General features: G+C 60.8%; 21 protein-coding genes. 16 read left to right on the top strand and 5 right to left on the bottom strand.

The window, feature by feature from the left end:
- Positions 1–42: 42 nt before the first annotated feature.
- The 10 genes from ACVIYL_RS24255 to ACVIYL_RS24300 all read left to right on the top strand — a co-directional run bounded on the left by ACVIYL_RS24255 (position 43) and on the right by ACVIYL_RS24300 (position 10,620).
- Positions 43–933 (top strand): LysR family transcriptional regulator, encoded by an 891-nt coding sequence (locus tag ACVIYL_RS24255; protein ID WP_456780055.1) that lies wholly within the window; start codon positions 43–45, stop codon positions 931–933.
- A gap of 196 nt (positions 934–1,129) precedes the next feature.
- A complete protein-coding gene (locus ACVIYL_RS24260; protein ID WP_253609930.1) occupies positions 1,130–2,281 on the top strand; it encodes a transporter substrate-binding domain-containing protein in 1,152 nt (383 codons plus the stop codon).
- A 15-nt stretch (positions 2,282–2,296) separates the two neighbouring features.
- The gene (locus tag ACVIYL_RS24265) at positions 2,297–2,887 is read left to right on the top strand and encodes an ANTAR domain-containing response regulator (protein ID WP_092083068.1); all 591 of its coding nucleotides are present in this window, start codon (positions 2,297–2,299) and stop codon (positions 2,885–2,887) included.
- A gap of 343 nt (positions 2,888–3,230) precedes the next feature.
- Positions 3,231–4,481, top strand: a complete 1,251-nt coding sequence (locus tag ACVIYL_RS24270; RefSeq protein ID WP_456780056.1) for a transporter substrate-binding domain-containing protein — start codon at positions 3,231–3,233, stop codon at positions 4,479–4,481.
- 77 nt (positions 4,482–4,558) lie between these two features.
- Positions 4,559–5,452: an urea ABC transporter permease subunit UrtB gene (gene urtB / locus ACVIYL_RS24275; protein ID WP_253607646.1), complete on the top strand. Its 894-nt coding sequence runs from the start codon at positions 4,559–4,561 to the stop codon at positions 5,450–5,452.
- Positions 5,453–5,457: 5 nt separating this feature from the next.
- Complete coding sequence (gene urtC, locus ACVIYL_RS24280) at positions 5,458–6,615, top strand: urea ABC transporter permease subunit UrtC (RefSeq protein WP_438073212.1); 1,158 nt, start codon at positions 5,458–5,460, stop codon at positions 6,613–6,615.
- A 2-nt stretch (positions 6,616–6,617) separates the two neighbouring features.
- On the top strand, positions 6,618–7,367 hold the full coding sequence (gene urtD, locus ACVIYL_RS24285) for an urea ABC transporter ATP-binding protein UrtD (RefSeq protein WP_253607648.1): 750 nt from the start codon (positions 6,618–6,620) through the stop codon (positions 7,365–7,367).
- Complete coding sequence (gene urtE / locus ACVIYL_RS24290) at positions 7,364–8,062, top strand: urea ABC transporter ATP-binding subunit UrtE (RefSeq protein WP_092083063.1); 699 nt, start codon at positions 7,364–7,366, stop codon at positions 8,060–8,062. Before urtD ends, urtE begins: the two co-directional genes overlap by 4 nt.
- 22 nt (positions 8,063–8,084) lie before the next feature.
- A complete protein-coding gene (locus tag ACVIYL_RS24295; protein ID WP_456780057.1) occupies positions 8,085–9,827 on the top strand; it encodes a nitrilase-related carbon-nitrogen hydrolase in 1,743 nt (580 codons plus the stop codon).
- A gap of 409 nt (positions 9,828–10,236) precedes the next feature.
- Entirely contained in the window at positions 10,237–10,620 is a 384-nt protein-coding gene (locus ACVIYL_RS24300) for a hypothetical protein (RefSeq protein WP_456780058.1), read from the top strand.
- 237 nt (positions 10,621–10,857) lie between these two features.
- Here the strand turns inward: ACVIYL_RS24300 and ACVIYL_RS24305 are convergent, their stop codons facing one another.
- From ACVIYL_RS24305 to ACVIYL_RS24315, 3 genes are read right to left on the bottom strand one after another with little or no spacing between them, the layout of a single operon-like run.
- Positions 10,858–11,856, bottom strand: coding sequence for an SIS domain-containing protein (locus ACVIYL_RS24305; protein ID WP_456780059.1), 999 nt, complete (start codon positions 11,854–11,856; stop codon positions 10,858–10,860).
- A gap of 11 nt (positions 11,857–11,867) precedes the next feature.
- Positions 11,868–12,824: an N-acetylmuramic acid 6-phosphate etherase gene (locus ACVIYL_RS24310; protein ID WP_456780060.1), complete on the bottom strand. Its 957-nt coding sequence runs from the start codon at positions 12,822–12,824 to the stop codon at positions 11,868–11,870.
- A 19-nt stretch (positions 12,825–12,843) separates the two neighbouring features.
- Complete coding sequence (locus tag ACVIYL_RS24315; protein WP_076834256.1) at positions 12,844–13,782, bottom strand: BadF/BadG/BcrA/BcrD ATPase family protein; 939 nt, start codon at positions 13,780–13,782, stop codon at positions 12,844–12,846.
- 119 nt (positions 13,783–13,901) lie between these two features.
- Between ACVIYL_RS24315 and nagA the strand changes: the two genes are divergently transcribed.
- The 4 genes from nagA to ACVIYL_RS24335 all read left to right on the top strand — a co-directional run bounded on the left by nagA (position 13,902) and on the right by ACVIYL_RS24335 (position 19,554).
- Entirely contained in the window at positions 13,902–15,077 is a 1,176-nt protein-coding gene (gene nagA, locus ACVIYL_RS24320) for an N-acetylglucosamine-6-phosphate deacetylase (protein ID WP_456780061.1), read from the top strand.
- Positions 15,078–15,239, top strand: a complete 162-nt coding sequence (locus ACVIYL_RS24325; protein WP_225159615.1) for a hypothetical protein — start codon at positions 15,078–15,080, stop codon at positions 15,237–15,239.
- 301 nt (positions 15,240–15,540) lie between these two features.
- Complete coding sequence (locus ACVIYL_RS24330) at positions 15,541–15,966, top strand: YybH family protein (protein ID WP_253607656.1); 426 nt, start codon at positions 15,541–15,543, stop codon at positions 15,964–15,966.
- A 228-nt stretch (positions 15,967–16,194) separates the two neighbouring features.
- On the top strand, positions 16,195–19,554 hold the full coding sequence (locus ACVIYL_RS24335) for an adenylate/guanylate cyclase domain-containing protein (RefSeq protein ID WP_456780062.1): 3,360 nt from the start codon (positions 16,195–16,197) through the stop codon (positions 19,552–19,554).
- Between the two features lie 68 nt (positions 19,555–19,622).
- Here ACVIYL_RS24335 and ACVIYL_RS24340 read toward each other — a convergent pair whose 3' ends face one another.
- A complete protein-coding gene (locus ACVIYL_RS24340) occupies positions 19,623–20,933 on the bottom strand; it encodes a patatin-like phospholipase family protein (protein WP_456780063.1) in 1,311 nt (436 codons plus the stop codon).
- Between the two features lie 917 nt (positions 20,934–21,850).
- Entirely contained in the window at positions 21,851–22,744 is an 894-nt protein-coding gene (locus ACVIYL_RS24345) for a LysR substrate-binding domain-containing protein (RefSeq protein WP_456780064.1), read from the bottom strand.
- Between the two features lie 259 nt (positions 22,745–23,003).
- Between ACVIYL_RS24345 and ACVIYL_RS24350 the strand changes: the two genes are divergently transcribed.
- Together ACVIYL_RS24350 and ACVIYL_RS24355 are read left to right on the top strand one after the other, a co-directional pair.
- Positions 23,004–24,302 (top strand): MFS transporter, encoded by a 1,299-nt coding sequence (locus ACVIYL_RS24350; RefSeq protein ID WP_456781883.1) that lies wholly within the window; start codon positions 23,004–23,006, stop codon positions 24,300–24,302.
- 52 nt (positions 24,303–24,354) lie between these two features.
- On the top strand, positions 24,355–25,398 hold the full coding sequence (locus ACVIYL_RS24355) for a CapA family protein (protein WP_456780065.1): 1,044 nt from the start codon (positions 24,355–24,357) through the stop codon (positions 25,396–25,398).
- Positions 25,399–25,594: the final 196 nt, after the last annotated feature.

Here is a 25,594-nt window from a genome sequence, read left to right on the forward strand (position 1 = left end):
CCGAAACTGCGACTTCTATTTGCAAAAATGCGAGAGCCCCGAATGGATTGGGATGATCTGCGAGTCTTCCTCCAGGTAACGCGGAGCGGCCGGATGTCCGAGGCCGCGAAACTGCTCGGCATCGACGATTCAACGGTCGGACGTCGTGTCCTCCGCCTCGAGCGGTCGGTCGGGATGCCGTTGGTCGAAAGGGCGGGGCGGCGGACGGCGGTGACCGAGCAAGGCCGCCGGCTCGCGGACATCACGGAGGAACTGGAGTCGATCATCCTGCGCGACATCGCGGGGTTAGCCGACGCGCAATCAGTGGTGAATGGGCGCGTTCGGATTGGTGCGCCCGAAGGGCTGGGGGCCGGATATCTCGGCAGCAAGATCTTCCTGTTGTCCGCCGCGCATCCCGAGCTCGAAATCGAACTGGTCGCCTTGCCGCGGACCTATTCGTTGGCGGCACGCGAGGTCGACATCGCCATCACGCTTGACCGGCCGGTGGCGGGGCAGGTCGCGGCTCAAAAGCTGACCGACTACACGCTCGACCTCTATGGTTCGGATATCTACTTCCAGCGGATGGGCCGTCCGAGGTCACTGCAGGATCTCAGAAAGCACGTCTTCGTCGGGTACATCCCCGAGCTCCTTTTTACCCAGCAGCTCAACTTTCTTGACCTGGGTGACGGTGTGGAAGTCGTGCCGACGATCCGCACCAGCAGTGTGATCGCACAGGTCGACGCGGTGGTCAGCGGCGCGGCTATCGGCGTTCTGCCGCGTTATCTCGCTCGCGAGCGACCGGGGTTGAAGGTTCTGCTCGGGGACAAATTCCAGGCAACGCGCAGCTACTGGATGTCTGTCCACGATGATACCCGTCGACTTCGCCGCGTCCGCGTGGTGCTCGAGGCGGTCGCTGCCGCGGTTCGGTCCGACCGCAGGTCCTTCCTGCGATGAATTGGACGCCCGTCGTATTTCGTGCGGCGGCTCGCATTCGTCATGGCCGAAGTTTTTACGGTTGCTGCATTGCAACGAGTCCCGGCCTCTGACATACTTTGGATGCGGCTCGCATGGTCGAGATCGCCCTGAACGCGAACAGTGTGGTTCTCGACCTCTGCTAAGGGGGACGGGGACCATTTTTTTTGGGTGAACGCTGATGGATATGGAGACTTGGCGCGTCGGTGTCTTGTTTTCTGAGACCGGAGTGACCGGTGCGATCGAGCGCACGCAGCGGGCGGCTACGCTTCTTGCGATCGATGAAATCAATGCCGCGGGCGGAGTCTGCGGACGGCGCATCGAGCCGGTGGCTTACGATCCCGCGTCGACACCGTCCCGCTACCGCGAGCTGACGGTGAAGTTGCTCGACGAGGATCGGGTGCGCGTCATCTTCGGCGGGCACATGTCGAGTACCCGAAAGGCGATGCTGCCGATCGTCGAAGCGCGGAGCGCGTTGATGTTCTATCCGACGCTCTACGAGGGCTTCGAGTATTCGCGCCACTGCATCTATACCGGCGCAGCTCCCAATCAGAATTCGGTTCAGCTGGTGGATTATCTCACCAGGAACCACGGCAGTCGCGTATTTCTGGTGGGGTCGAATTACGTCTACCCTTACGAATCGAACCGGATCATCGCGGACCTGTTTGCGGGTGCCGGAGGTCACTCGGTCGAAGAAATGTATGTGCCGCTCAATCTGACCGCCGGCCACATCGCAAAGATCCTCGACAGGGTGCGCGCCACCAGACCCGACGTGATCTACTCCACCATCGTCGGCGCCGGCATCGTGCCGTTCTACACCGCCTTCAAGGAGGCCGGATTTGACGGCCGGCAGCTTCCGATCGCCAGTCAATCGACCAGCGAGGCCGACGTCGTTCTCATGCGGCCCGATGTTGCCGAAGGCCACGTCACGGCGGCGCCATTCTTTCAGTCCGTCGATACGCCGGCGGCCCGCGCGTTCGTTGCGGCCTATCACAAGCGGGTGGGGAACGATTGGCCGGTGACGGCGCCGGCGGAAGCGGCTTACTTCTCGGTTCACCTCTTCGCGGCGGCATTGGAGCGCAGTCGTAGCGATCATCTCGAAGAGCTGCTGCGGTCGCTCTGGGAAGTGGAGTATGACGCGCCGCAAGGACCGGTCCGGATCGACGGTAACACCAACCACACGCATCTATGGCCGCGCGTGGCACGCGTCGATGCCACCGGAAATTATCGCGTCGTTCACGACGCCGGCGTGAGGGTGGCACCCGACCCGTTCATGCTGGAAGTCCGCTTCCAGCACGAATCGGGGAGTGCATGGGCACTGTCCTACTGAGCGAGGCCGAACTCCATGTCTGTCGCTCTTCTCAAGGACCTTCGCGATCTCGATGTCGCCGTGATTCATCCATTCGATGCCGATGGCGAACGGCTCGTCGAGCATCTGCGCCGCATCGGGTGCATGGCGAACCTGTTGTGGCCGGTGCCGCCGTCGGTGCCGCAGGGATGCGATATCGTCTTTCTCTCGATGGAAGACGAGGCGCGCGAGGAAATCGGGCAATTGCTGAGGTCGATGCCGAATCCGCCGCCGACCATCCTCGCCATTGTGAGCTACGAGAATCCATCGATGCTGCAAATGGTGCTCGAGAGCGGGGCGTTGTCCGTGATCGAGCGACCGATCAAGCCGTTTGGCTTGCTCACCAATCTCGCCATTGCCCGCAATCTCTGGCTGCAGCGGCAACGCCTTTTGAAGGAAGCGCGCAAGTACAAGAGGAAGGTTCTCGGCGATCAGAAGATCGCGCGCGCCAAGGCGATTCTGATGGCGGCAAACAATTTGAACGAGCAGGATGCCTACGCGAAGTTGCGTCAGGAGGCGATGGCGCAGCGTCTTCCGATCGACGAGATCGCGAACGCGGTCATTAATTCCGAAACGCTCTTGCGTTAGATAAAAAACGATGCTTGTATCCGGCAACATCTGAAACAGATGTTCCTGGCGCATCCCCTCAATCCTTGAGGCCATGTTCTAGGTGTGTAGCGCGCAAGCCGCGTTACACTGCGGCGATGAAGCCCGCCCAGTCCTCTGACCGAGGATGGTGCGGGTTTTTTGTTTGCCTGCTGACAAGGCCGTCAGCCCATTCACCTCGAGATGATCGTCACGTCGACATGTTTGTTCGACCGATGGCGCTCGCCTTGATCCCGGCGGGTGCTGGCGGAAGTTCGCCGGCGCGGGACGAAGGGAGACGGATGTTTTTCCGCTTTCATCGACTTTTGGAAACAGGGGAAGTTCTATGAACGTAAGTCGCCGTCATCTTCTGAAAGCCGCCGCACTCGGCTCGGCCAGTCTTGCCGCGCCGCAGATCGCGAGCCGTGCCTTTGCCGCCGAACCGATCAAGGTCGGCGCGCTCTATTCGCAAACAGGCAATCTGGCCGTGGCGGAGAAGCTTCTCGCCAACGGCGTCTCGATGGCCGTCGCCGAGATCAATGCCGCGGGCGGCGTGTTTGGTCGTCCCGTCGAGGTGGTCGTCGAGGACGGCGCGTCCGATCCGAAGACGTTCTCCGAAAAGGCCTCCAAGCTGATCGTCAAGGACAAGATCATGACGGTCTTTGGCTGCCACACCTCGGCGAGCCGCAAGGCTGTGCTGCCGATCTTCGAGAAGCGCGGTGCAATGCTGTTCTACCAGACCCATTACGAAGGCTTCGAGTGCTCGCGCAACGTGATCTATTCCGGCGCCGTGCCGAACCATCAGCTCGCGAACTACATCCCGTGGATCGTGAAGACCCTGGGCAAGAAGAAGTTCTTCATCGTCGGTTCGAACTACATCTACCCGCGCGAGATGGCCAAGGTCTCCAAGAAGCTGATCGAGGCCGCAGGCGCCCAATGGGTGGCCGACGAATATCTCGAGCTCGGCCATTCCGAGTGGGCGGTCATGGTGAAGAAGATCAAGGAGTCGGGTGCGGACGTGGTGCTGTCCAACGTCGTCGGCGACTCCATCATCGCATTCTATCGGGAATTCAAGAACCAGGGCATCTCGCAGGCCGAGATTCCGATTTGCGCGACGGTGACGTCGGAGATCGAGATCGCCGCCATGGGCGCGGATTACGCCGCCGGCAGCTATACCTCGTTCCCGTATTTCATGTCGCTCGACATGCCCGGCAACAAGAGCTTCATCGAGCGTTTCCGCAAGTTCGTCAACGATCCGAAGCAGGTCACCTACCATTCGCTGGAAGCGGCCTATTTCCAGGTGTTCCTGTGGAAGCAGGCGGTGGAGAAGACCAAGGATCTCAGCGCACAGGGGATCCGGACCGGCATCGCCGGCGAGAGCTACGAGGCGCCCGGCGGCACGGTGACGATCGACGCCGACAATCTGCATTGCTGGCTGACCCCGCGCATCGGGCAGTGGCAGGCGGACGGCCAGAGCAAGGTGGTCGATGCCTATCCGCATCCGATCAAGCCGCTTCCGTACTTCGCCTATGGCGAAACCGAATCGAATCTCTTCTGCACCTCGAAGGGGCTCGATACGTCGAAGCTCAAGATCTGAGCTCATCATTCAACCCGTGAGGCGATCGCCGCCTCACGGACCCTCGCAGCGGCAGGTGCTGGATTGCGGTACGCCTCATGATCGACGTTCTTTTCATCGGCCTCAGCCTGGGCTCGATTCTACTGCTGGTCGCGCTCGGTCTTGCGATCACCTATGGCGCCATGGGCGTCATCAACATGGCGCATGGCGAGATCGTGATGGCGGGGGCCTACGTGGCCGTGCTCTCCGGGATCTGGTTGAAGACCAGCTTCTATGTGGCGTTACCGCTCGCATTTCTCGCCGCTGCAGCCCTTGGCTGGATCATCGAACGTCTGGTGGTGAGCCGCCTCTACGGACGGCTTCTCGATACGCTGCTTGCGACGTGGGGAGTCTCCATGCTGATTCAGCAGGCGATCCGGCTCGAGTTCGGTTTGACGTTCCTGGGAATCCACATCGACGGACTGGGGACCGGTCTGCAGAACGTCGCAGTGCCTGCTGAACTTCAGGGGGCGGTCAACATCGCGGGCGTCGAACTCAACGCCTATCGCGGCTTCATCGTGCTTGTGACCGTGGTGCTCACGGCGCTGACCTGGTTCATCATGTATCGGACCTCGCTCGGGATGAAGGTCCGAGCGATCATCCGCAACCCGAAAATGGCGGCCGCGTGCGGCATCGACGTGAGGAAGGTCAATGCGCTGACCTTCGCTTACGGTTCGGGATTGGCCGGTGTCGCCGGCGTCATGATGTCCGGGTTCAAGGGGGTCTCGCCCGATCTCGGCTCCAGCATGGTCGTGGACGGCTTCATGGTCGTGGTCACCGGCGGGCTTGGAAGCCTCGTCGGCACGATCATGGCGTCCGGACTTCTCGGCGAGACCAATGCGCTCGTCGCCGTGGCGACCAACGACATCCTGGCGCGTGCCGTGGTGTTCGCAGCCGTAATTCTCGTCATCGTTCTGAAGCCCGAAGGGCTCTTCTCGTTCAAACGGCGCTGAGCTCCATGACTCTCGATCGCAAGCTGACACTTTGCGCCTACGCGCTGTTCATCGCCGCAATTTTCGCGGTGCCGCTGTTCGTTGACGAATTCGGACTGAACCGGATCGCCAAGTTCCTCGTCTATGGCATGCTCGGCATCGCGATCGCGCTGTCGTGGGGTTATGCCGGTATCCTCAATCTCGGGCAGGGGCTCTTCTTCGGGCTCGGCGCGTACATGCTGGCCATGTCGTTGAAGCTGGCCAGTCCGACCAGCCTGCAACAGGGGGCGGACAGACCGGTACCGGACTTCATGCTCTGGAACGCGGAGCCCGGTGCGCCGACCGAGCTGTGTTGCATCAACAAGGCATCATTCCTCTGGCTGCCATTCCAGCATCAGGGCTTTGGTCTCGTGATGGGAATTGTGCTGCCCGTGGTCGTGGCGGCCTTGCTCGGCATCATCGTCTTCCGCAAGCGGATCGAAGGTCCATTTGTCTCGATCATTACGCTGGCCCTGGTGCTCCTCGTTCGCCTCGTGCTGGTCGACGCGCAACCGGTCACGGGTGGCTTCAATGGGCTGACGGACCTCGCCTCGCTTGAGATATTCGGCTTCGAGTTCGATCCTTACAGCAAGGGCACGTACTGGCTGGTCGCGAGTATCTTGACCGTGACCCTGGTGGCGACGCGCCTGATCGTCGAGACCCGGGCCGGTCTGGTGTTGCAGGCGGCGCGGGACGACCAGCGGCGCGTTCGCTACCTCGGCTTCGATGTCTCGCTCTACCAGACGTTCTTCTTCTGCGTGGCGGCGGCGATCGCCGGCCTGGCGGGCATGCTCTACGTGATCGTCGCGCAGTTTGCCTCGCCGACCTTCATGGATCTCGCCTTCTCCGTCACGATGGTGGTTTGGGCGGCCGTGGGTGGCCGTGCCTCGATCCTGGGCGCGTGCGTCGGAGCAATTCTGATCAATATGATGGAGGCCGGCATCAGTGAAACGGAGACGCTGGTCGGAGCCTGGAAAGCGATCATTGGCCTGGTCTTTGTGCTGACCGTGCTGTTCCTGCCTCGAGGTCTCGGTGGGCTCCTGCATGGTCTGATCGGACGGCTTGGCGCGGTCGCGCGCGGCAAGCCGCGTGTTGCTCACGTTCCGGTCTCCAGCGCGGCTGTCACCGAAACGAAGGAGGCTTGAGGATGTCGGCGGTCGCTATCACGATCGACGGACTCGGCGTGAACTTCGGTGGCTTCAAGGCGGTCGACAACGTCTCGCTGACCGTCGATGACGGGGAGCTTCGTGTTCTGCTCGGCGCGAACGGGGCCGGGAAGACCACGCTGATGGATCTGGTCAGCGGAAAGACACCGAGCACGGAAGGGCGCGTCTGGGTCTACGATACCGAGATCACAAACTGGCCTGAGCACCTGATCGCGCGTGCAGGTGTCGGCCGGAAATTTCAGATCCCGAGCGTCTTTCGCGACCTGACCGTGAAGCAGAATCTCCAGGTCGCGAGTTGCCGACGCACCAGCGTGATGGCGAACCTCGGTTTCGGCCATCCGGCGATCGCGCGCGAGAAGGTCGATCGCGCGATCGAGCTGATCGGGCTCCGTGACCAGATCAATACTGCCGCGGCCGATCTCAGCCATGGCCAGACGCAATGGCTCGAGCTCGGAATCCTGATGGTTCAGAACCCAAAAGTGATCCTGCTGGACGAGCCGACAGCCGGCATGACGCAAGCGGAAACGATGCGAACCGCGGAGATCATCAACGGCATGAAGGGGCAGCACACGATGCTCGTGGTCGAGCACGATATGGGCTTCGTGCGCGAGATTGCGCAGCGGATCACCGTTCTTCATCTCGGTCGCGTTCTGGCCGAGGGCGGGATTTCGGAGATCGAAGCGAACCCGAAGGTCCGCGCGGCCTATCTCGGATCAAAGGGGTTGTCGTGACGCTCCAGCTTTCCAATATCGACAGTTTCTATGGCCGTAGCCACGTTCTCCACGGCTTGTCGCTTACCATTCCGGCGGGACAGGTGACGAGCGTCGTGGGCCGGAACGGCACCGGCAAGACGACGCTTTTGAAGACAATCATGGCGCTGACGGATCACGCCGACGGGCGGATCGTCCTCAATGGCGAGGATCTGTCGGCCAGGCCGACGCATTTGAGGGCCGCCGCCGGGATCGCCTACGTGCCGCAGGGGCGCGAGATCATCGCGGACTTCACGATACGGGAAAACATCCTGATGGGCTGCTTTGCCCGCCGCGACGGCAAGCGTGTGGTGCCGGACTTCATTGGGGAGCTGTTTCCCTATCTCATCGAGAACCTCGACCGGCCCGGCGGCTTGCTTTCCGGCGGGCAGCAGCAACAGCTCGCGATCGCCCGCGCGCTCGCAGCCGACCCGAAGGTGTTGCTGCTCGACGAGCCGAACGAGGGGATCCAGCCGTCGATTGTCGAGGAGATCGAGCGCATCATCGTTCGCCTCAATCGCGAGATGGGGCTCACCGTCGTCCTCGTCGAGCAGAACATCGACTTCGTTCGCTTTGCGTCTCACAGCTTCGCGATGCTCGAGAAGGGGCAGATCGTGGCGTCTGGGCCGATCGCCACTCTCACCGACACGCTCGTTCACGAGCACATGGCCGTCTGACGGCATCCTCCGGAGTACATCAATGACGACACCCACGAGCTACCGCGCCGCAACGGTTCAGTTCGAGCCGACCATGTATGAGAAGGAGCGCAATATCGAGCGTCTGCTCAAGCTCTGCGCTGAGGCTGCGGCCGAGGGAGCGCGCCTGATCGTCACGCCCGAGATGGGGACGACGGGGTACTGCTGGTACGATCGCGACGAGGTCAAGCCGTTCGTCGAGACCGTGCCTGGCCCGTCGACCGACCGTTTCCAGCGGATTTGCGAGCAGCATGATTGCTACATCGTGCTCGGGATGCCCGAGGTCGATCCTGCGACCGAGCTCTACTACAATACGGCCGTCCTCATCGGACCGAACGGGATCGTCGGCCGGCATCGCAAATCGCATCCCTATATCGCCGAGCCCAAATGGGCGGCGAACGGCGACGTCGCGCATCAGGTCTTCGATACCGAGCTCGGTCGGATCGGAATGCTTGTGTGCATGGATCTGCACTTTTTCGAGACCGCACGCATCGAGGCGGTCGCGGGCGCCGACGTGATCTGCCACATCTCGAACTGGCTGCAGGAGCGCACGCCTGCGCCTTACTGGATCAATCGGGCATTCGAGAACTCATGCTACGTGATCGAGGCAAACCGTTGGGGATTGGAGCGTACGGTACAGTTCTCGGGCGGTAGCTGCATCATCGAGCCGGATGGTCGCGTCGCGGTGTCGATCGATAGCGGGGACGGCATCGCTTATGCGCAGGTCGATCTGGGCAAGTCGCGCAAGCGGGAAGTGCTCGGTGAGAAGGTGTTCGAGAAACGGCGCCCGGAGCTCTACCCGGAGCTGATGACCAACAGTTTTACCTGGAATCCGGGAGACTTTTTCAAGCTCTACGGCTACCAGCCCATTCCAAAGGGGAAGTTGTCGCAGCTCGCGGTCGTGCAATTTTCGCCGGCAGACGATGTTGCTGCAAACCTGGCGACCATCGAACATCGCGCCCGCGATCTTGTCGCAGCTGCCCAACCCGACATGATCGTGTTTCCTGAGTTGTCATTGACCGGGTTGACCGATCCGGCCGCGCGCGCCGAGGGAGTGGAGGGGCCCGCCGTCAAGGCGTTGACCAGGATCGCCATGAAGCTGCGAACGTATATCGTTGCCGGTCTTGCCGAGCGCGATGGCGATGGCATCTACAACGCGGCGGTCCTTGCGGGGCCCGAGGGCCTCGCCGGGAGCTATCGCAAGATCCACCTCGGCAACGCCGATATGGGATGGGCGACGGCGGGCGACAGATGGAAGGTCTTTGATCTCGCGTTGGGCCGGGTCGGCATCGCCATCGGCCACGACGCCCTCTATCCCGAGGCCATCCGCTCCCTGGCGCTTCGCGGATGCGACATCGTCGCTTGCCCGTCGGCGATCGCGGGCGTCTTCACCGGATCGCACGCGGGGACTGCCATCCCGCACAACTATCCGATCCCGAAAGGCGCCGATCCCTATCATTGGCATGCGTTCCGCACGCGCGGCGGCGAGAACAACATCTATCTGGCGTTCGCGAACGTGTTCGATCCTCCGCGCGGCTTCCTGGGGGCGAGTGCGGTGTTTGGTCCGGACAATTTCGTCTTCCCGCGGCAGGAAACCGCGATCCTCGATCAGGAAGAGGGCGCCGTCGCCACCATCGATACGAGCAATCTCGATACGCCGTATCCGACCAATATCGTGCGACGGAAGGATCTCGTTGTGATGCGCTTGCCACATCACTACTTGCCACTTGTGACGTGGCACCAGTAGCAAAGTGGGAATGATCCTTTCGATTTCCTGCGACAGATGTCGCTTTCGCTCGACGGAAGCCCGAGGTCTGTCAACATTCCTCTGCGTAAAGCTCCGCTCGCCATGCACACTCACGTCCCAATCTCGGGCGTTAGTTGATGAAGAACTGTTGGCACTAGACGTCTCCCTAACTGATCCAGCGCCGATAGTGCGCTGTTGCGCCCGTGCTCCAGCGTGACGTCGTGACACTCGTGCTCGAAGTGGGTGCCTTGCCGAGCGGGAACGGCGTCGCGGGCCGACGCGACGCCGTCGTCTACATCGATGGCCGTGGCTAGAACTTAACCGTAACGCCGCCGTAAACGGTCGATTCAGGGCAGGTGTTGGTGCTCTGGCCTGTAGCGGCGATCGTGCAAACGCCGGGTGCGGCGTTATGGTCGAGGCCGAACTTGTTCTGCCAGCAGCGATAGGCGACCCATCTGCGGATCCGGCTAGTTTTTCCAAATGCCCATTGAAATCGCTGAATGATCGAGCGGATTTTGATTCCGCCATTCTGAATTTGCTCAAGCTGCGCGTTGGTACTGAGAATCCAGGAGCTTACGGTAGCTTCGATTGCTCGCTTGGAAGCCAAGCATTTTCAGAAGCATCGCTCTGCCGGCAACCATGCGCTGACCTTGCATTTCGGCAGCGCAAAGAGCCACGATTTCGCTGTCTCTTGATCAGCGGCTTCTTCGAGGTGTGCCCGACTGGCGAGCGACAAAAGACGCCCGGTTCGCTCACCGTCTACCCAAACGATCTGTCTCACACCGTCGGATAATTGTTGCGCTCGAGCCTGCGCGCGAACGAAAAGTGCACGTATCTGGTGCGGTTTCTGGTGCGGTCGTCGCGCTACGGGCAACGAGAACCGAGTAAGATATTGATCCTCTTGGTGGGCCCGGCAGGACTCGAACCTGCAACCAGACCGTTATGAGCGGGAGAATAGCGATCAGCCTCGTCGCCTTTGCCGCGCATTCGGTCGCTTCTGCTCGCGTTTTGGTCGCCAGCCAGCGATCAGTCAAAACGTCTCGGTAATCTTGCTCAGGCGAGGGGGACGATCCGGGTCAAATCCGCGCGCGCATGCCGCCTGCTCGATCATCCGATAGGCCGGAACGAGCATGGTGATCGGGTCGGTGGCGGGGTCATCCTCGACCAACCAAGGCAGCGAGCCATGCGGTCCGCCGCAGAGATGCAGCGCGATCTTTTGCTCACGCAATTCCTCTGCCAGTGCGTCCACCGTGGCCGCCGTTTCATCCATGAGGCGCATCATGACAACTGGCGTGCGCGATGATAGCGCGGCACGTGGCCCATGCTGCAGCTCGGCGGCGCTCAGTCCGATCGAGGGCAGGCGCATGATTTCCGAAAGCTTGAGCGCGATCTCCTTCGCCGAGCCCAGGCCCAGGCCCCGAGCCGCCACAAACACAGCTGATGCCTTGACGAGATCATCGGCAATCTCCGACCAGTCGAGCACCAGCGCGCGGTGCAGGCGCTCGGGCAGCCGGTCGAGGGCTGACCGCAGCGCACGATCTTGCGCCAGCTCGGCAACCAGTCCGGCACTGGCGGCCATCGAGCCGATCACGGTCTTCGTGGCCGCTACGGAGTGTTCTTGGCCGGCTTCGATCGGAACGACGAATTCCGCTTCGTCAGCCACCGGCGACGACGTCGCATTGACGATGGCAATCGTGCGTGCGCCCGAGGCTCGTGCCGACCTGGTCGCTGCGACGAGATCCGGGCTGCGCCCCGATTGCGAGATTACGATGAACAGCGCATCGCGGAGCATCAAAGGTGTGCGAAATGCCGTGATCACCGAGGGAGCACTTGCTGAAACGGGAAGGCGAAGCCGCGTCTCGACAAGATATCTCAAGAAAACCCCGGCATGCCCGGAGCTTCCCCGACCACACACGACGCACAAAGGGGCGGAGTCAATCCCAATCCGCTGTGCGATGTCGCGCAAGGCGGGTCGGCTGCGAACAATGTTAGCGACAACATCCGCGCTTTCCCCGATTTCGCTCGCCATCGCGGATGTCGTCACGGCTCAACCACTCCGCCTCGGCCGCGTCCCGCCGCTCCCTTTGGGAGTCGGTCACGATGCGAGTCACGATTCTTGGCAAGCTCGACAAACACTTGCCGAAGGTTGCCGTCACAGTTCTCCAGAACGGTCTTCGCATCAACCCTGTCGACACCGAGCGCCAGAAGGACTGCAATCTTGATGTCTCCCTCGGCCTGCTCGAGCGAGCGTGCCGCGTGCGACGGATTACAGCGCGCGATTTGCGCCACCATGGCCTCGGCGCGCCGCTTCAGCTTGGCATTGGTCGGCGGCATGTTCACCATCATGCCGCGATATACCCGGCCAAGGCGCAGCATGATCCCCGAGGAGATCAGGTTGAGCACGACCTTCTGCGCGGTGCCCGCCTTCATCCGCGTGGAGCCGGCGATCAGCTCTCGGCCGGTCTCGACCAGGATCGGAAACTTTGCCAATGCCAGCAGTGCGGTGCCGGGATTGTTGGCGACACCAATCGTTACTGCATCGAAAGACGCTGCCTGCTGCAGCGCCGCGACCGTGAACGGCGTTGTGCCGCTGGCGGCTACCGCAATCACCACGTCGTGCGGCGTGAGTCGTGCGGCGCTGATCTGCGTGACTGCATCATCGACATCGTCCTCCGCGCCCTCGATGCTGGTGACGAACGCGCTGTCACCGCCGGCAACGACGAAGCGGACGCGCTCGCGGGGCCAAGCGAAGGTCGGCGTCAGCTCGGCGCCGTCCTGGACCGCCACGCGGCCTGACGTGCCCGCGCCGACATATACAATGCGTCCGCGGTCGCCCAGCACCGTCTTGGCCGCTTCGGCTGCCGCAGTGATCGCGGGAAGGGCATGGCCGATCGCGGCGACCGCCGCAAGCTGGCCCTCCCACATCGCTTCCATCGCTGACGTCAGCGACCATGCATCAAGGTCGGTAAATCTGGGATCGACTTCTTCGGTGGCCATATCGGTGATCCAAGCACCATCAAACGCGGAACTTCGAAGCCTGTTCATGGTCAGTTTCTCTCTTGGGCGGGTCCAGCTTGCGCAGGTCGAGCCGCCCTCGGGCCACAAGCAACGCGCCGGCCGCTGCGTCGGCGTCAGGACGCCTCAGGCGAGCGCGCAGGTCAGGCGTTAGCCAGGGCGTAATCGCATCCGCGAGCCCGCCCACCAGCGCGAGCCGGTCAATTCCTTTAGCCAGGAACAGATCAAGCAGATCGCCAATGGCATCGGCCGCGCGTTCGACAATGCGGCGGCCGACCGGATCGCCCTGATTGGCATGCCGCATCACGGTCGGCGCGAACGCGGCGTAGTCGGTGGCCCGAGCTTCTTCAGACCACGCCACGGCCTGATAAGGATCTTGATCGAATGCGCCCAGCACCTCTGCAAGCAATGGTGTCAGCTCGCCGCGGCGATCCGCGGCCCGCAGCGCCAGTCGAACGACCTGCAGGCCAATGTCGGCGCCGCTGCCTTCGTCCGAGACTGGGAAGCCGTAACCGGCGATGCGGATCTCGCTGCCGCCAATCAGGCCGACACCCACCGAGCCCGTGCCGGCCACCACGATGGCCCCGTCCGCGCCGCTATGGGCGCCGAGACAGGCAGCTAGGCCATCGCTGATGAAGATAACGGACGCAAAGGGATGCGGGATCTCTTTGAGCGCCGCTTCCGCGCCCCGGCGACCAATGCCGGCGAGGCCAATTCCGGCGTGCATCCGCGCGAAATCCTCGCGCGTCAGTTCGGACTGTGCGGCCGCCGCTTCGGTGGCCTCCATGATGGACCGCCAGGCCCTGTCGAAGCCAATCCGGGTCGTGGCAGGCCCCGAGCTTGCTTCACCGAGTACCCTGCCGTTTTCGTCCTCGATCCGGGCGCGGCAGCGGGTTCCGCCCCCATCGATGCCGAGATAGGTGGTACCTTTTGTTTCCATGAGAAGTTAACGCAAGGATTTAGCTCCGGGTCCCTGAAGCCCGTTGTGTACATATAGGGACCTGTACAGCACGGGACTCGCCTCACGAGTCCGTGATTGCCATTCTCGGATCAGCACTTATGGGCCAAGCTGGGTCTTCCGTGGTTTTCTCGATTGCTGCGCAGCACATCTTTGACGGTGCCGACATGCGCGGGCCGGGGTTGGTCAGGATATCGCAGGGGCGGATCGAAGGCATTACCGAGGAAGCGCGCGCCTCGATCCACCTTCCCCGAGATGCGATACTTGCACCCGGATTCGTCGATGTTCAGGTGAACGGAGGCGGCGGCGTTCTTCTCAACGACCAGCCAACGGAGGCCGGCGTTCGCCGCATCGTCGAGGCGCACCGCAAGGCCGGCACCACGGGCTGTTTGCCAACCCTCATCACCGATCGAAGCGAGGTCATCCAACGATTGGCTGTAGCAGCTCAGGCGTGCCTCGAAATTCCTGGCGTGCTCGGCTTTCATCTGGAAGGTCCGGCCCTCAACAGGTCTCGCAAGGGCATTCATCCGGAAGCCGAGATACGCGTGCCCGATCGGCGCGATCTCGCCGCCATCAAAAGCTTCGGGGACCGCGGTCGCTCCATGGTGACCTTGGCCCCGGAATGCGTGCCCGCGTCCATGATCGATGAATTGATCGGCGCCGGATTGCGTATCGCGGCCGGCCACAGCGACGCCACCGCAGCCGAAATCGGGCAGGCGGTCGATCGCGGTGTCTCGGGGGTGACCCATCTGTTCAATGCCATGTCGCAGTTGAACGCCCGAGAGCCGGGCTTGGTGGGCGCCGCGCTGGGAGATGACCGGTTGTTTGCAGGGATCATCTGCGACGGCATCCACGTTGACCGTGCCGGCTTGCGTGTTGCCTTGCGCTGCAAGGGACGCGATCGATTGATGCTGGTTACCGATGCCATGCCATTGGCGGGCACGAGCGACCGGAAATTCCTGCTGCAGGGAAGGGAGATCACGTTGCATGACAATCGCCTGACTGACCGGGATGGCACGCTCGCGGGCGCTCACCTCACCATGATCGAGGCGGTGCGCAACGCTGTTGCGCTTATCGGAATCTCCCTTGTCGATGCTCTTATCATGGCTTCCCGGACGCCCGCGGCATTTCTAGGCCTTGGGTCCGAGCTTGGACGGATCGCGCCCGGATACCGCGCGGATCTTGTCGCCTTTAATCCGAACTTTGAGGTCATTGGTACATGGATAGGCGGTGTTGGTTCGATGGGCGAGGCGAACAAGGCTTCCGAGCGAGGTTAGATGCGCAACCAGCCCATCGTCGTGCAGAAATATGGTGGTGCCTGCCTTGAAACACCGGCGAAGATTCGCGCGGTTGCGCGCAGTCTCGCCGACCTGCACGGCAGTGCGAAAGGCACCTCTGACCGGGAAAAATGCGCCTTGTCCCTTCATCCTTCCAAGTAAGCTGTTGCAATCGCAGCAAATGCGAACGCCCTCCGAGCGCACCATAATTCCAGAGCGGGGATACGACGTCGCTATTGGCTTCACACTGGCCAAGCATCCGGCTTGAGAATTGGTGAGAAATTGCGCGAAGTCACTTGCTACCATAAGGCGCGCGTTGCGCTGGTTAGTCAATGTTGCTGACGGTAATTCCCCGGAATTGCTGGCGCGCCAAACCCGGTCTGGGATACCTCATTCAACGCATCCGGTTCTTGTCAAGTCAACGTCCGCCCTGCATTCGCATCGAACATATTTGGAGATGATCATGCGTAGCATAGCCTTGATGATTGCATTCGTGATCTCGTTTACCGCACCGGCGTTAGCTCAAAAAGCCGAGATCGAGGCCATCAATGCGAAATGGATTGAATTGTTCAACAAGGGCGACTTCTCGGGAGTTGCGTCACTCTACAGCACGGATGCGACCGCATTCCCGCCAGGTACCGCGATGGTTCACGGCCGATCAGCCATCGAGGCAATGTGGAAAAGCATGGCGGAACAAGTTGGCGATCCGAAGCTCGCAACCCTTGACGTTAAGCCCCTTGGCCCAACCGCGGCGCGCGAGATTGGGACGTTCGCCCTCAAGACCAAGGGACCGACACCGAAGGATGTGACTGGAAAGTATGTCGTGGTTTGGGAGAAGGTCGGCGATGATTGGAAGCTGACCACCGACATCTGGAACGAGGGCAACTAGGCAACTCTGTTCATTGCTGTGCTTCGCGCTTACGTTGAGTTGGCTGATGCACGGTCGAAGGCGCGCGCGATCGGGGCCCCATGGCATCGCTTGGCAGCGCCCAGCTTTCGCCGGAGCCAATGTGTTAAACTGGCTGAGATGTCTCGCGATCGGTGCTTCCATTTGCAGATGTGCCTTCGCAGGTCTCTGCAATGTGCTACCCTTATCCCTATTGGCCATAGGTATACCATGACAGGTATTGCAGAGTGGCTGGCATCGATCGGTTTGGGAGAGTACGCCGATCGTTTCGCAGAGAACGCTATCGACCTCTCGGTCGTCGGCGATCTCACGGAGCAGGACCTCAAGGACCTCGGCGTCCTGCTTGGGCACCGGCGCAAGATGCTGCGCGCGATTGCGGCACTTGAGGATGATGTCGCTGCATTGGACCAAGCGGCTGCCAAACCAGCGCCGCGAGACGGCGCCGAGCGGCGCCAAATCACGGTCATGTTTTGCGATCTGGTGGGCTCGTCCGCACTTTCGGCCCGGCTGGACCCGGAGGACTTGCGCTCGATAATCGGCGACTATCACGCCTGCATCGCTGAGGTTATCGCCCGGAGTGAGGGCGTTATCGCGCGCTACATGGGGGATGGCGTGCTTGCGTATTTCGGCTACCCCCTGGCGCACGAGGACGATGCCGAGCAGGCGACACGTGCGGGGCTGTCACTGGTCGATGCCGTGGCCAACCTTCAGACAGATATCGGCACCAAGCTGCAGGTTCGCGTTGGCATCGCTACCGGTATGGTCGTCGTGGGCGATCTGATCGGCGAAGGCGCCGCCAAGGAGCAGGCGGTGATCGGTGAGACACCGAATCTGGCTGCTCGTCTGCAGCAGTTCGCCGAGCCCGGTACGGTGCTGATCTCCGAGAGTACGCGCCAGCTCACCGAAGGATATTTCGAATACTGCGATCTCGGCTCCATCGCGCTGAAAGGATGGGCGGAGCCAATACCTGCCTGGCAGGTGCTCGGGACGACTGGAGTCGAAAGCCGCTTTGAGGCTCAGCACAGGACTCGATTGACGCCCTTGATCGGGCGAGACGAGGAGATCGAGTTGCTGTTGCGGCGCTGGCAGCACGCCTCTTCGGGCGAAGGTTGCGTAGTGGTTCTAACTGGTGAGCCAGGTATCGGTAAGTCGCACATCGCGCTGGCGCTTCAAGAGCGGCTCCAAGCCGAACCACACATTACGGTCCGCCATTTCTGCTCGGCGCACCATACCAACAGTGCGTTGTATCCGTTCATCGACAATCTCGAACGTGCTGCCCGGTTCGAAAGAGGCGAAGCGCCGACGGAGAAGTTTGCCAAGCTTGAAGCTCTGCTGTTGCGGTCTGGCGCCGATGCAGATCGTGTGGTGCCGGCTCTAGCAAACCTTCTGTCGCTACCGGTCAGTGACCGCTACCAGCTGTCCGAGCTCAGTCCGCAGAAACGCAAGGAGATGACGTTGGCGGCATTCTCGGCTCAGCTCGAAGCGTTGGCGGCGCGGCAGCCAGTGTTCATCATCTTTGAGGATGCCCATTGGTCGGACCCGACTTCGATGGAGCTGCTCACGATTACACTGGAAAAGGTACCACGACTCCGAGTGCTGCTGCTCATCACCGCGAGACCAGAGTTCACGCCGCCCTGGCCTGGTCATGCACATGTGACGACCGTCTCGCTTACACGTCTGAACCGGCGCAACGGGGCGGCCTTGATCGAGCGCGTCACGGCAGGCAAGACGCTCCCGGAGGAGGTCTTGGACCAAATCCTCGCTCGCACCGACGGCGTGCCCCTGTTCGTCGAGGAACTGACCAAGGCGGTGCTCGAAACCGGCTTGCTGCAGGAGCGAGACGACCATTACGTGGTCAGCGGTCCGCTACCCTCGTTGGCGATTCCAACGACATTGAACGCATCGCTGATGGCTAGGCTCGACCGATTGGCCCCCGTGAAGGAAGTTGCTCAGATCGGCGCCGTTGTGGGGCGCGAGTTCTCGTACGAACTGCTGAGCGTGGTCGCCAAGCTGCCAAGGCAACGGCTTGAGGAGGCGCTTGCCCAGTTGGTTCAGGCGGAGTTGATATTCTGCCGAGGCGAGATACCCCGGGCGGTCTACACCTTCAAGCATGCGCTCGTGCGGGACGCTGCCGAAGCGGGACTTCTGAAGAGCCGACGCGCAGCGCTGCATGCCGCCGTCGCCAACGCTTTCGAGCAACGATTCCCGGAAATTGTGGAGTCTCAACCCGAGACTCTCGCACTCCACCTTACCGAGGCGGGATTGTTCGAAAAGGCGGGACAATATTGGCTCCAGGCAGGCAAGAAAGCGGCCATGCGCTCCGCCAACCTCGAAGCGATCGCACACTTGCGCAAAGGCATTGAGGTCTCGGCCCATTTGGCCGACGGTGCGCTTAAAGACCGGCTGGAGCTTGATTTCCAGTACGCGCTCGGGCCCTGCCTCATTGCCACCCAGGGGCCGGCCTCGCCCCAGGCGGTGGCGACCTTTGCGCGAGCGCGCGAGCTGTGCCAGCGGCTCGGAGATCCCCCCGAGCGACTACAAATCATGTTTTGGTTGACCACCGCGAGCGTCATTCGCGGCGAGTTGCCGGTCGCCGAGGAAATGATCTCGGTGTTGCTCGATCTTGCGGAGGGTCGGGGTGATCGACCAACGTTGCTCAACGCGATGCGTGGGCAAGGGATGATACGCCTTTTCATGGGAAATCTCGTAGGTGCCCAGGAGGTGATCGAACGGGCCTTCGAAGCGTTCGAAGCGAGCAGCGAGCATGATAGATTGGCGGCGCGTGCTGCCGGCCAGGATGCGGGTGTGGCCGACCTGGCTCTGATGTCATGGGCGCTCTGGCTGCAGGGCCGTGCTGATACGGCACTCGCGCGTGTAAATGCCGCCCTTCAGCGTGCCGACGTCATCAGTCATCCGCATTCGCAGGCCTATGGATGCTATTATGCATCCATTCTCCACGCTCTTCGGGGTGACTTCCGAAAGGCACACCGTTATGCTGATCGTTGTCTCGCCTTGTCGGAAGAACTCGGATTCCGGCAGTGGCGAGGATTGGCTCGCGCCATCCGGGGGATAAGCGCCACCTTCCTTGATCCTTCGTCCGCTGCGCTCGAGGAAATCCGCGCGGCGATGAACGAATATCGCGGCGCGGGCTATCAGCTTGGCATCACAGCCCTGTATGTGCTCCTGAGTGCCGCTTTGTTGTCGAGCCATCAAAGCGAAGCCGCGCTCGAACTGATTGAGCAGGGTCTCGCTACAACCGGCCGCAATAGCGAACGGATATTTGAGGCCGAGCTGTATCGATTGAAGGCGCGCGTATTGCTCGTCCGCGATGCACCGGAGGCCAGCACCGATGCACGATCACTGCTCGATCACGCATTGACAACTGCAAAAAGCCAACGCGCCAAGGCCCTTGAACTTCGAGTAGCAGTAGACCTCGCCAACTTGTGGATCGATCAGGGCAGAACCAGCGAAGCGCTCGACCAGCTCGTGCCCATCTACGGCTGGTTCGTCGAGGGTCTTGAAACGCAGGATCTGAAGCAGGCAAAGGCATTACTCGACCGACTGCAGTAATTGCGCCTCGACTGCGGATATTGGAGCTTGGCTCAGCAGGTCGGCCTCAAGGCTGCTTTACCTTGCCGTTACGCAGCCCGCCTTCGACATTCGTGATATGCCTCCTTAACCTCTCGCCATCCCGCCTCATCGCTTTCCGCAGGATTCTCATTTATGAAATGTGGCCCGTCATGCGGCGGACGTTTTCCGTCTTCGTAGTATGCCTTGATTGCTTGTTCAGCAGCGATCCTTCCCAACTTTCTCCCGCTGTCCAGGTTGCTGTGGTTCCATTTGAAACTGATGTGCCCCGGCACATGAATCTCGACGATTGTGCCCTTCCACGGATGCTCTCCGGATTTTGGCTTGTCGTACCGCACGTGGTATTTGAAGAGCTTGACATCATCTTCGCCAACGGTCGCTGCGAACAATTGGCAGAGATTGGCCAGGGCATCGTGAAGGTTTTCCGGTTTGCGGACTTGCTTTGAATCGACGATCCTGCTCACCCATATCTCGTCCAGCTCATCGCCCGGCTTATGATGCTCCTGGAGCAAGCTCTCGAAGTTGACCGTATCGACCAGTGCTCCTTCGCAGTAGGTAACTCCGTCGATCTCTACGGTTTCTTCGACGAAGGGAAGGGCTGAACACGCACATAAGCTGGATGCGCTGATAGGCACTTTGTACTCTTTCCCGTCGACCTTCTTGTTCTCATCGACCTTCTTGGGCATTGGGCGGTTGGAAAACAACGCGAGTTTATGCTCATCGAGATTCCAGGCGTTGTGGAATATGAATGGCTTTTCGGGTCTTCCCAGCGCGTCGAAATTTATGCTCTTCATAAACTGGCTGTGTGGATAGTTAATCCTGGAGAGGCCGGTGACTTGGGACAGATACATCATTGACGTTAGGTAACGAACGAAAGGATTTGGTGCCAGCACCTGATTAAGAACCCATCTGTTTACGTCTCCCTCATCCGGGCTCGTGAACTTCTTCCCGCCGTCCGTGTCGGGCTGTTGAGCGAACCAGAGCGACATGGATTCCCTGAAGGCATTCGCGACCCTGTTTGGGTCCCACAAATCCTTATAGGTATTGGGATCTGCGACGAAGTTGGTCAGAGCCTTGCCGATGCTTTCCCAATCCGGGCCGAACACCGTGTTTATGGGAAAGCGCCTATAGCTTTCGTCGTCCCGAAACACGCCATTCTTGAAGAATAGATGGGTCTGTTTCGCCCTGTCCTTATTGTCAACGTTGTCAAACTGATTGTAGACGATCCCAACCCAGGCGCCGATGCAGGACAATGCCCACACGTCAAAGGTTATACCTGCGTTGGCAAGAGCTTCCAGAACTCCAATGTGCAGCCCTGCCGCCGGACCACCACCGCCGAGCGTAATCGCCCTCTTCACCATTGGTTCCTCCATCAAATTTTTTGCATGGCTTATTCTCTGATCAAGTTTCTGAACCGCGTAAAACTAAAAGACTGGTCGTTTGCTGGGTCCGCGGGCTTTCGGCCGCACCGAATGCCGTTGAATCCAACTCGACAACTCATTGATCGCAGCGTTGCGAAACACAATACGTGCGACGGAACGGTGGACGTCGAGGTTCGGCGCCTTCTCGAGCCTGCTGATCGCACTGGGCGCACGCCGGCCAAGAGCTCGAGCAAGCGTATCGCGGTCTGGCCCGCCCATTTGTGAACCAATTCACGGAAGATATTTATCGCTGATGTTAGTAGGGGAGATGTTGTCCAATTGTGGCTTCCGCTTCTGGCCCATCGCGACATATTGCGCTGCCGCACGAACTTGGTCGCTATAGGAGCAAAGCGGACGTAGTCACCAGTCACATGAGGCCGTCGGATCTATAGGCCACTCTATACGATGGGCAGGCCGAATGCGCCGCGTGGCAGGCTCAATCTCTTCAGACAGACGGGTCTTCTTTGGCCCAGGGGCCGCGCGGAGGATAAAGCACGTCCAGCCTGTCGCAGACCTTGGCCAGACTGTTCCCGGTAATTCCGAATTCCTCGGCCGGCCGGATCCATTCACCAAGCCATTGATGTAGAAGCAATAAAACATCAGCGCCAAGGCGTGGCGAGATCCCCCTAACCTTCGCGGACCAGCCGCCTTCGCTTCTGGCAGATGCCCAGCTCGATACGAGTATAGGCCTGACGAACAAAATAAGCCGAGATTTCGAGAGGAAATCCCTGCCTAGCTAGAGCAACGTGACACCTGAAGTGCGTCGCCAAGGCAAATGGCGATCCAAGCGCCGTCGGCGAGCTCGCAGCGATGCTGATTTGACAATGGCAGAACAAGATCTTGCCGATGGAGAAACGTCAATTCTGTGTCCTGGTTTCGGACAGCAGCCAGTCGCGGAATGCAGCAATCTCCGGCCTGCCAACGTCGGTTTCGCGGCCGACGAGGTGGTAACTGTCGGCGGTTCGTGCCACCAGCGGATGGATCGCCAATAGTCGCCCCGCTTTGAGATCGTCCTGGACCAGTTCCAGATGCGCCACCGCGATGCCGAGCCCGTCGATCGCCGCTTGATAGGCTAGCGAGGAATTGCCGAACGACAGTCCTTCGCGAAAGCTCCCGGGTGTGACGTCCGCCGCCTCAAACCAGATCCGCCAATCGTGCGGGCGCTTCATTGAATGAAGTAACGTACGGTCGAGCAGCTCTCGTGAATCGTGCACGGGTGGATGCTTGTTGAATTCGGCGGGGCTACAAACCGGCAGCAGCTCGATCGGAAACAGCGTGTCGTAACGCACGCCGGGCTTTGGAATGGCGGGAGTCTGGATGGTGAAGTCCACCTCGCCAGCGCTCACATCGACGAGATCGTTGGCGATCGTGACCTGCACATTGATGCTTGGGTAAAGGGTATGGAAGCGCGCGAGCCGCTTGACCAGCCATTTCATCGCCACCGTGGGAAACAGCCGTATCCGCACCACGCGATTCTGCTTGTCCCGGCGGCTGACCTGGGTCGCGAGTTCGATGCGATCAAAGGCTTCGGCAATGGCCTGCGCGTACTGTTCGCCCTGCGTCGTCAGCTTGACGTCGCGTTGATTACGGACGAACAGGCGCAGGCCAAGGAAGGCTTCGAGTTGGGCGATATGCCGGCTGACGGCGCCCTGCGAGACGTTGAGTATTTTGGCGGCGTGGGTGAAGTTCTCGGAGCGGGAGGCGACCTCGAAGACGCGAAGTGCATTCAGCGGGGGCAATTTTCGGGCCATCAGCGCCTCCCACTGAGGGCTGATCGCGTCCGCGCCGCATTCTCTGTGTTGCTCTGAAGATAAGTCATCGTCGTGATGAGTAAATTAGCATACTCGGCCCAAAGCATTCCGCTTATTTTGCCCGCATAAGCGGCGCTGAACGCCGCTACTTGCGGGAGAAACGCTTTCTATGACCACCCCCGTTAACGCCGCGGGCCGGCTTGACCGGCTCCCGATGGGCGCATTCCAGTGGCGGATTCTCAGCCTGATCGGCCTCGGGATGTTCTTCGACGGTTTCGACAACCAGATGGCCGCCGGCGTGTTGGGCGCCCTCGTTAAGGAGGGCTGGTCGAACATGGAGACCAATGCCCACTACATTTCCATCACCTTTGCCGGCCTCGCCATTGGCGCGCTGATGACGGGGTTGGTCGGTGACCGGTTCGGCCGGCGTTTTGCCTATCAGTTCAATCTTCTGATTTTCGGCAGCATGTGCCTGCTCTCGATGCTCGCGCCCTCGATGACCTGGCTGATGGCGATGCGTTTCTTCATGGGAGTAGGGATCGGCGCAGAATATGTCTGCGGTTACGGCATGGTCAGCGAGTTTGTGCCGCCGCAACGGCGCGGATGGGCGCTTGGCCTGATCAGCGTGGTGTCGATGGCATCGACATTCGCTGTGAATTTTACCGGACTATTCGTCATTCCGGCACTGGGATGGCGGCCGATGTATCTGATCGGCGGTTGCGGCGCATTATGGGTCTGGTTCCTGCGCCGCAAGCTTCCGGAGTCGCCGCGCTGGCTCGAAGCGCGCGGCCGTTATGAAGAAGCCGAAAAGATCATGCAGGATATCGAAGCTGAGGCCTCGAAGGCGGGGCCTCTCCCGCCGGTGACATCAGTGGCCGCGCCTGCGCCGGCCTGGGTACCGATCTCCATCCTGTTCTCGCGCGGCGTCGTCACCCGCACCTTGCTCGCGATGGCGGTTTGCATCACCTGCCTGGTCGGTTCCTACAGCTTCTCCTATTGGGTGCCGACCTTCTTCGTCAAACAGGGGCTGAGTGTCACGAAGTCGCTCAGCTTTGCGACCGTCATGGCGCTGGGCAGTTCGCTCGGGCCGCTGGTCGGCATGCTGACCTCCGACTGGATTGGACGCCGTCGCGGCACCATGTTTGCGGCCTTATGGTGTGGCGTGTTCGCGCTGGCGTATTCGCAGCAGACCGACCCCGCCTGGGTGCTGATCTTTGGCTTCCTGTTGCAGGGCGGCATGAGCCTGATGATCGGCTTCGGTCTCGGCGGCTACACGCCGGAGTTGTTTGCAACCGAATATCGCTTCCGCGGCTCTGGCATCGCCCAAATGACGGGGCGGATTGCTGTCATCGCATCGCCCTACATGGTTGTGTCGCTCTATGACAATTATGGTCTCCCATCAGTGCTCTACGCCATTGCGTCGCTTTATCTGCTGTTAGCGCTTGGTATTCTCTTGTTCGGTATCGAAACCAACCAGCGCTCCCTGGAATCGATCGCGCCAGCGCGCGATGGCGAAGCGGCGGTGACAACATCGCGCTCCGCTGAAAGCGCGGCCTGATCTGATCGCAATCCCGACATCCACACCAGAGCTCACGAAAAAGGAACTGCACATGGATCAAACGCTGCTCATCTTGGGCGATACCAACATCCAGAACCGCGAAGATCCTTTCAGCGCATTCGTCAATGTGCGTGACATGCTGACATCGGCCGATGTCTTGTTCGGACAGCTGGAAGGCCCGCTTGCCGAGCCCTCGACCGATCCCGCGCGGCCCGATATCCCGCACAAGAAGGGTTGGCGCCATTCGGGCGCCAAGGTAGGTCCGGCGCTCAAGAAGGCGGGCTATGTCGGCGTGAGCTGCGCCAGCAACGTCGCCTATCCCGCGAGCGCCGCCGTCGCCAGCGTCAAGGCGCTGGATTCGGCGGGGATCCTCCACTGTGGCGTTGGCGAAACGCTGGCCGAGGCCAGGAAGCCGGTAATCATCGAGAAGAACGGGGTTCGTCTCGGCTTCTTGAGCTACACATCAGTGTTCTGGCCGAGCAATCACGCCGCGTCAGCCAACAGCCCCGGATGCGCCACCATCAAGGCCCACGCCGCCTATGAGCCGGGCCCGCGCGCGCTGGAAATGCCGGGTGCTGAGCCGATCACGCATACATTCGCAGACGCCGACGAACTCGAGGCCATGCGGGACGATGTCCGCGCTCTGCGGACCAAGGTCGACCTTGTGATCCTTTCATGCCATTGGGGCGTGTCGTCCAAAGAGGAGCCAGTCGCATATCAGCGCGAAATAGCCCGAGCCGCCATCGACGTGGGGGCAGACATGGTGTTCGGCCACCATCCGCATGTGGTCCAGGCCGGCGAAATCTATCAGGGTAAACCGATCTTCTACAGCCTTGGCAATTTTGCGTTCGACTGGGACGTTATGCGCGGCCGTCATCTCGATGGTCTGGCGCTGCGGTGCTTGATCGCGGGGAAGAAGATCACCGAAATTGAATTACTACCGGTCCGTCGCAACGAGCACAACGATATCTGCGTACATAGTGCAGACACCGACGCGGGCAAGGACATTCTCGGTCGTTTCGAGCAGCTGAGCAGGAAACTCGGAGACTCAATCGTCTTGTCGAGGGCCACTCACCTGCGGCTTGAGGGTATGTAAGGTTAACGCGGCTGCTGACTCCCCCGAGCCGTTGTTTTGCCGAGCGATATCCAATCAGGGGAGCAAGAGGCCTCGCTCCTGACTGCGAGGAAAGTGCCTGCCGCCTGTCAAACATTCTCCTTGGGCGGAAAAGCCCTGGATCTTCCATGTACCACCGTATCGCACTCGCCATGCGATGCTCGTCGTCTTTGTGAAC

It is taken from the genome of Bradyrhizobium sp. USDA 3315, from assembly GCF_054056795.1.

What these genes read in the sequence shown, in the direction of transcription:
- ACVIYL_RS24325 (WP_225159615.1), top strand. Translation starts at nt 15,078, where the DNA reads ATGCGCAACCAGCCCATCGTCGTGCAGAAATATGGTGGTGCCTGCCTT.
- ACVIYL_RS24300 (WP_456780058.1), top strand. Translation starts at nt 10,237, where the DNA reads ATGGTCGAGGCCGAACTTGTTCTGCCAGCAGCGATAGGCGACCCATCT.
- nagA (WP_456780061.1), top strand. Translation starts at nt 13,902, where the DNA reads ATGGGCCAAGCTGGGTCTTCCGTGGTTTTCTCGATTGCTGCGCAGCAC.
- urtD (WP_253607648.1), top strand. Translation starts at nt 6,618, where the DNA reads ATGTCGGCGGTCGCTATCACGATCGACGGACTCGGCGTGAACTTCGGT.
- ACVIYL_RS24255 (WP_456780055.1), top strand. Translation starts at nt 43, where the DNA reads ATGGATTGGGATGATCTGCGAGTCTTCCTCCAGGTAACGCGGAGCGGC.
- ACVIYL_RS24335 (WP_456780062.1), top strand. Translation starts at nt 16,195, where the DNA reads ATGACAGGTATTGCAGAGTGGCTGGCATCGATCGGTTTGGGAGAGTAC.
- ACVIYL_RS24345 (WP_456780064.1), bottom strand. Translation starts at nt 22,744, where the DNA reads ATGGCCCGAAAATTGCCCCCGCTGAATGCACTTCGCGTCTTCGAGGTC.
- ACVIYL_RS24340 (WP_456780063.1), bottom strand. Translation starts at nt 20,933, where the DNA reads ATGGTGAAGAGGGCGATTACGCTCGGCGGTGGTGGTCCGGCGGCAGGG.
- ACVIYL_RS24265 (WP_092083068.1), top strand. Translation starts at nt 2,297, where the DNA reads ATGTCTGTCGCTCTTCTCAAGGACCTTCGCGATCTCGATGTCGCCGTG.
- ACVIYL_RS24295 (WP_456780057.1), top strand. Translation starts at nt 8,085, where the DNA reads ATGACGACACCCACGAGCTACCGCGCCGCAACGGTTCAGTTCGAGCCG.
- ACVIYL_RS24350 (WP_456781883.1), top strand. Translation starts at nt 23,004, where the DNA reads ATGTTCTTCGACGGTTTCGACAACCAGATGGCCGCCGGCGTGTTGGGC.
- urtC (WP_438073212.1), top strand. Translation starts at nt 5,458, where the DNA reads ATGACTCTCGATCGCAAGCTGACACTTTGCGCCTACGCGCTGTTCATC.
- urtB (WP_253607646.1), top strand. Translation starts at nt 4,559, where the DNA reads ATGATCGACGTTCTTTTCATCGGCCTCAGCCTGGGCTCGATTCTACTG.
- ACVIYL_RS24305 (WP_456780059.1), bottom strand. Translation starts at nt 11,856, where the DNA reads ATGGCGAGCGAAATCGGGGAAAGCGCGGATGTTGTCGCTAACATTGTT.
- ACVIYL_RS24310 (WP_456780060.1), bottom strand. Translation starts at nt 12,824, where the DNA reads ATGGCCACCGAAGAAGTCGATCCCAGATTTACCGACCTTGATGCATGG.
- ACVIYL_RS24270 (WP_456780056.1), top strand. Translation starts at nt 3,231, where the DNA reads ATGAACGTAAGTCGCCGTCATCTTCTGAAAGCCGCCGCACTCGGCTCG.
- ACVIYL_RS24315 (WP_076834256.1), bottom strand. Translation starts at nt 13,782, where the DNA reads ATGGAAACAAAAGGTACCACCTATCTCGGCATCGATGGGGGCGGAACC.
- ACVIYL_RS24355 (WP_456780065.1), top strand. Translation starts at nt 24,355, where the DNA reads ATGGATCAAACGCTGCTCATCTTGGGCGATACCAACATCCAGAACCGC.
- ACVIYL_RS24330 (WP_253607656.1), top strand. Translation starts at nt 15,541, where the DNA reads ATGCGTAGCATAGCCTTGATGATTGCATTCGTGATCTCGTTTACCGCA.